At 47.1% G+C, this 5,770-nt stretch carries 7 protein-coding genes; 3 read left to right on the forward strand and 4 right to left on the reverse strand.

Translation table 11 applies throughout. The features are described from left to right. Positions 1 to 542 precede the first annotated feature (542 nt). The 4 genes from BN162_RS10845 to BN162_RS10860 form a co-directional block, all read right to left on the reverse strand. A complete protein-coding gene (locus tag BN162_RS10845) occupies positions 543 to 1,409 on the reverse strand; it encodes an aminoglycoside 6-adenylyltransferase AadE (protein ID WP_001255868.1) in 867 nt (288 codons plus the stop codon). Between the two features lie 183 nt (positions 1,410 to 1,592). Further along, the gene (locus BN162_RS10850; RefSeq protein ID WP_005934810.1) at positions 1,593 to 2,162 is read right to left on the reverse strand and encodes a DNA-3-methyladenine glycosylase I; all 570 of its coding nucleotides are present in this window, start codon (positions 2,160 to 2,162) and stop codon (positions 1,593 to 1,595) included. A gap of 39 nt (positions 2,163 to 2,201) precedes the next feature. Then, positions 2,202 to 3,002 (reverse strand): helix-turn-helix domain-containing protein, encoded by an 801-nt coding sequence (locus BN162_RS10855; RefSeq protein WP_020225127.1) that lies wholly within the window; start codon positions 3,000 to 3,002, stop codon positions 2,202 to 2,204. 34 nt (positions 3,003 to 3,036) lie between these two features. Further along, positions 3,037 to 3,480, reverse strand: coding sequence for a GNAT family N-acetyltransferase (locus BN162_RS10860; protein WP_020225128.1), 444 nt, complete (start codon positions 3,478 to 3,480; stop codon positions 3,037 to 3,039). A 377-nt stretch (positions 3,481 to 3,857) separates the two neighbouring features. Between BN162_RS10860 and BN162_RS10865 the strand changes: the two genes are divergently transcribed. The 3 genes from BN162_RS10865 to mobV form a co-directional block, all read left to right on the forward strand. Then, positions 3,858 to 4,271 carry a cysteine-rich VLP domain-containing protein gene (locus BN162_RS10865; protein WP_020225130.1) on the forward strand — a complete coding sequence of 138 codons (414 nt, stop codon included), beginning with the start codon at positions 3,858 to 3,860 and terminating at the stop codon, positions 4,269 to 4,271. A gap of 111 nt (positions 4,272 to 4,382) precedes the next feature. Continuing rightward, on the forward strand, positions 4,383 to 4,778 hold the full coding sequence (locus BN162_RS10870; RefSeq protein ID WP_020225131.1) for a replication initiator protein A: 396 nt from the start codon (positions 4,383 to 4,385) through the stop codon (positions 4,776 to 4,778). A gap of 183 nt (positions 4,779 to 4,961) precedes the next feature. Next, positions 4,962 to 5,770: MobV family relaxase (mobV, locus tag BN162_RS10875; protein WP_020225132.1), on the forward strand; the 809-nt coding region annotated here is incomplete at its 3' end.

Raw genomic sequence — 5,770 nt, forward strand, 5'->3', positions numbered from 1 at the left:
GTATGCGCCCCGTGGAGGGGGGTAGCGTACCGCCTTTTCTTGTGGGGGTTTCCAAAGGGGGCAACGCCCCCATTTGGCACACGACTTTGCGAAGCAAAGTGTAGTGTGTTATACGCTCTGTCGGCGTTGTCGTGAAATTGCCGTTGCCGCCGGGGAGGGCAAGGGCATTTGAAGCGGCAAGATTTGAAGCGGCAAGAAAACAGGGCTGTGCTTGCGTGGCGTGGAGCCGCAAGCGCAGGTCTGGTTTCATCAGCAGACAGGGCGTATATGAAAGCCCCCGTCCCTCGTCCTACGCTCCGACTTGTGGATAAAGTGTCCCGAAGTTGTGGCCACACTCCCGGAAAAGCAGCAGGACAGCGGGCAACCGTCAAGACTGAAATGAATGGGTTTACACCCAGCCTTGACCGCCGCCCGCCGTCCCGCTGAATGGGTGGACAAGGCGGCCAATCCCTCAAAGTGCTTGTCTGCGCTCTTTCTGATTTTGAGGTATTCAGTTTTTCAAAATTGAATAATCAAAATAAATTTTTTCGATTGAAAAAATTTTATTTGTTATCATCTTCAATGCCATATTTTTTCTTTTGCCGAATCACATAATTACTGATTTTTTCATCATATAGTGGATACTGGTAATCCAACTGGCATGCCACTTCTGACGAAACCTCCCGGAACAATGCCATACATTGTTCAAAGGATTCCCACATATGGGGATAGGAATCCATATTATAAGTGGACATAAGTCGTTCCCACAATTCCTCTGGGACATATTGCTTCATAAATTTATAGTTTTTTCCCAAACTGAAATGAAATCCCTGTTTGATACCAATCAGCCAGGAAATCATGCGAAGCAATTCTTTTCGTACTATATCATTCATATGGTCAATAGCAAAAAGTATTTCTTTGCGGCATAAGCCCTTTACTACATATGTTGTAGTATTCCAAAATTCATTACAGCAATCGTCAAACATTCTTTGAGTAGGCTTCTGCAAGTGGTAGTCTATATCCGTTGGTATTGGCGGCTTTACGATACGGTTGTCTTTATCCAACAGTAACTTTACCAGTTTATCCCATGTAAAATACTCGTCTATCAGTTCCAGCGGCAGCAAAGTTAAATCTATCTTAACATCATCAGTAAACAGCATTAAATATGAAAATCCCTTTTCTACAGCTGGAAATAATTCCATATCTTCCGGCTTTTGCAGAATCAACCTTTCACCAAATATATCAAGCCATTTATCATCACTTGTGAAGCTGTCCATATCCGTAACAAAAAAAGTAATATCAAAATCCTGAAAATCATCAGGCGGAATATTTGTATTTGTTCTAGATCCTTCCAAAGTAACCATGCGAATGCGTTTGTCTGTTTTTGCAAAATTCAAAACAATATCATAAACTTCCTTTTCTGATCTCATTTTTATCTCCTCCAATTATTGAAATAGGTGTGAAGCCATTTTAGGGCTTTCCCGCCTTGATTACCCTTTAGCAAAGACGGGCGGGACTGTCAACGGCGGCGCATGAAATGCGCCGTTCATCTTGACCGTTGACTGGCTCGGCTGGCTTTGCTATCTCTCGATAAATTGTACCGAAATATTGAATTATTCTGGTACATACAAATAGCAACCTTTCACATGGTCATTTACAATTCCGATTGCCTGCATATACGCATATATAATCGTGCTGCCTACAAACTTAAAGCCTCGTTTTTTTAAGTCTTTACTGATTCTATCTGAAAGTGGCGTTGTTGCAGGAATGTCCGCTTCCGATTTGAAATGATTATGAATCGGTCTATTCTTAACATAAGACCAAATAAACTTATCAAAACTTCCGTATTCTTCTTGGATTTTGATAAATTGCTGTGCGTTTGTGATTGTCGACTTAATTTTTAATCTATTGCGAACAATATTGGGATTTTGCATTAACTCATCAATTTTAGTTTCGTCATAGAGAGCAATTTTTTGATAATCAAACTCGTTGAAGGCTTCCTTAAATGCAGCTCTTTTATTTAATATCGTCAGCCATGATAATCCGGCTTGCATACCTTCAAGAACCAACATTTCAAATAGTTTTCTATCATCATGAACGGGCTTTCCCCATTCCTCATCATGGTATTCTTTATAGAGTTCTGTGGTTGCCCACGAACATCTTTCTCTATCGTCTTTCTTCATGGTATCCTCCGTTTTGTAAAATTTGTTTTTGTCGCCCACTTATTTTCTCCCCCGCTGCGGGTTTGGATTTTTCAGCAAGTCCGACTTCTGTGCAATCTTTTTCAGCCACTTCTTTTCTTCCTCGGACAGCTTTTTCAAATTCAGCTTGAGCCGCTTACAGATAAACGCCAAAGCCGCTTGCTCCGGGTCGCTGTCCTCTCTGGCGGTTTCCTCGGCGGTCTGCAAGAAATCTTCCAGCGGATTGTCCTCCGGAACGCTGAAAAAATCGTCCTTATGGGCTTCCCGCAGGTCAAGGGCTATCTTGTTTATGTCCTGCTGTATCACATAGCGGCAAAAGCTGTCATCGTCAATATGGGCGGTGACAAGCTGCCGTAGCTGCGGGTCGGTCAGGCCGGGATTGTGCTGCTTCATAATCGTTGCGCTCATGGTATCCACTATGGCGTTTGCGGCCTGCACCTGCTTCACCGCCACGCCGTTCACATAGATTTCAAGGTCAGCCATGAGCCGGGGAAAATCCGGGTGTGTCGCCAGTTCGCACAGGAGGGAATTATCCACCCGCCCGCTTTTCAGCAATTCAATCATATCGTCACTCAAACGCAGGTCTGCAAGATCGGCGTTTGGGTGATTTTTTGTTTTAGAGCGTCCCAGCAGGTAATCAACGGTCACTTCATAAACCTTTGCCAGCTGGATAAGGGCATGGTGGCTGATGTCTTTGAGATTGTCTCCCTCATAACTGCCTAAAGCAGATTTGGAAAGATGAGTTTCCTCCGCAAGCTGTTCCAGCGTCAGCCCACGCTCCACACGCAGGTCTTTCAATCGTTCTTGTATGGATAGTTCCATGCACTCCCTCCTTGTCTGCCCGATAAATGGGAATTTATATTTTTTTCTGTAAATAAATCATATCTGTTAGTTGAACCCCACCTTCAAAAATAGGGTGGTCATAGTTATCAATAAAAAAATTTTCAATGCTGTGTGAGCGGGCAAAACCAGATTTTTCATAAAAAGGAACGGTCAACGGGCTATCCCCTGTGCCAACTTGTAGTATCGAATACTTCCCTTTATATTTCGCAGCAACAAAGTCAATTAGTGCCTTGCCGTAACCTTTGCCCTGATATTCTGGCGCAGTTGCAATATTTTTAATTTCAAGAATGCCTTTGCCCTCGTCGGTTACTACACACTCGCATTTAACCCCATTATCGACTAATACATACATCGTTCCTCTATCAATATATCGGTCTATCATGCTCTCTTGTTCATCGGCTAACAGTAATAAGGGGAGAAATTGTTTTTTATTCTCTTTGATTTCTATAATTTCCATATCGGTATGTACTCCAAAATTATCGTTTATTGTTCTGCTTTTTCATTCTACCACAATTCCGAGAGCATGGAAATAGGCCGTTTTTTGGGCGGATTTCCTACCTTTCGGATATACGGGACGGGCGGTCTTTTAGGTGTAGACTTAGGGTAGTTCATCGATGAACGGCACCTTGAAAACCGAATGACCGTCCGAAAAGGAATACCCCGGCAGGGGAAGCACCGCAAGGAGCCAACTTATGGACACTTTGTCCAGGGGTCACTTCGGGACAACTTGTCCCGAAGCTGTGGGGAGCGTGCCAACGCCGGAACACGCCGCAGGAATGGGGCAGGAAGCCTTTTCGGGGAAAACGGCAACGGAAAGTAAAACGGAGGGAACGCATGAGAGATAGCCCCTATAAAGACTTGCCGCCGCTGGAACGCAGGCCGGACGGTTCCCTTTACCGCATGACACCGGCGCAGAGGAAACAGGCGGCCAGCCTGATCCGCCGGGAGTGCTGTTGCTTTGAGGACGGCAACTGCATTGTCCTTGACGATGGGGACACCTGCACCTGCCCGCAGACAGTTTCTTTCTCGGTCTGCTGTAAGTGGTTCCGCTGGGCGGTCTTGCCGCTGGACGGGACGCTGGAAGCGGAGATTTTCCGGGATAAGGACTTGAAACGCTGTGTGGTCTGCGGCGGTGTGTTCGTCCCCAAATCCAACCGGGCAAAATACTGCCCCGGCTGTGCCGCCAGAGTTCACAGGCGGCAGAAAACAGAAAGTGAACGGAAAAGGAGGTCTGCTGTGGACAGTTAGGAGCGAAAAAAGCCTTGATTTATCAGGCTCCGCAAGCCCCAAACCGGGGCAGGTGGTATAAAGTATCGCCCGCCCCGGAAAACGGGCTTCTAACCGTCCACAAAACGCACTATGACAAATACCATCTATATCCACCAGCCGGAAAAGGCGTTCAGCTTCACCCGGCTCCCGAATTTTCTCTTTGAAGCCCCCACATTCAAGCCCCTGTCCAACGAGGCAAAGGTTCTGTACGCCTTTATCCTGCGCCGGACAGAGTTATCCCGCAAGAATGGGTGGGCGGATGACTGCGGACGGATTTTCCTGTATTACCCTATCTGTGAGGTGGTTGACCTGCTCCACTGTGGGCGGCAGAAAGCGGTGAACACCCTGCGGGAACTGCAATACGCCGGACTGGTGGAGATCCAGAAGCAGGGCTGTGGAAAGCCCAACCGCATTTTCCCAAAATCCTATGAAGCGGTTCCAAACACCGACTTCAAGAAATCCGGTTCTGGTACGCCGGAGGGCTGAAAACCGTACTTATGAAGTGCGGAAATCACTCCCCGGAAGTACGAAAACCGGACGGTATATAGAAATACAAAGATTAAAAAGATTGATTTATATTCTATCCATTCCAATCCTATCCGAGCTAATTTCTGCGGGATTTTCCCTGTGGAAAACCCCGGATAAGAAAGGAATGGGGAAAGGAGCAGAATGGCACAACACGCAATTTTGCGGTTTGAGAAGCACAAGGGCAACCCGGCAAGGCCGCTGGAAGCCCATCACGAAAGACAGAAAGAACAATACACCAGCAACCCCGACATTGACACAAGCCGGAGTAAATACAACTTCCATATCGTCAAGCCAGAGGGACGCTATTACCACTTCATTCAGAGCCGGATTGAGCAGGCTGGGTGTCGAACCCGTAAGGACAGCACCCGGTTTGTCGATACGCTGATAACTGCCAGCCCGGAGTTTTTCAAGGGGAAATCCCCAAAGGAGATACTGGCGTTCTTCCAGCGGGCGGCGGACTTCCTCATTGGCCGGGTAGGCCGGGAAAATATCGTGTCGGCGGTGGTACACATGGACGAGAAAACGCCCCATCTGCATTTGACTTTTGTTCCGCTGACAAAGGACAACCGCCTGTGCGCTAAAGAGATTATCGGCAACCGGGCAAACCTGACGAAGTGGCAGGATGATTTTCATGCCTATATGGTGGAGAAATATCCCGACTTGGAGCGTGGGGAGAGTGCCAGCAGGACAGGCCGGAAGCATATCCCCACCCGGCTTTTCAAACAGGCGGTTTCCCTCTCCAAACAGGCCAGAGCCATTGAAGCCGCCCTTGACGGCATTAACCCGCTGAACGCCGGAAAGAAAAAAGAGGAAGCCCTCTCCATGCTAAAAAAGTGGTTCCCGCAGATGGAGAACTTCTCCGGGCAGTTGAAAAAGTACAAGGTCACAATCAATGACCTGCTGGCGGAGAATGAGAAGTTGGAAGCAAGGGCAAAGGCCAGCGAAAAAGG

Source organism: Holdemania massiliensis AP2 (genome assembly GCF_000327285.1).
Taxonomy (GTDB): domain Bacteria; phylum Bacillota_I; class Bacilli_A; order Erysipelotrichales; family Erysipelotrichaceae; genus Holdemania; species Holdemania massiliensis.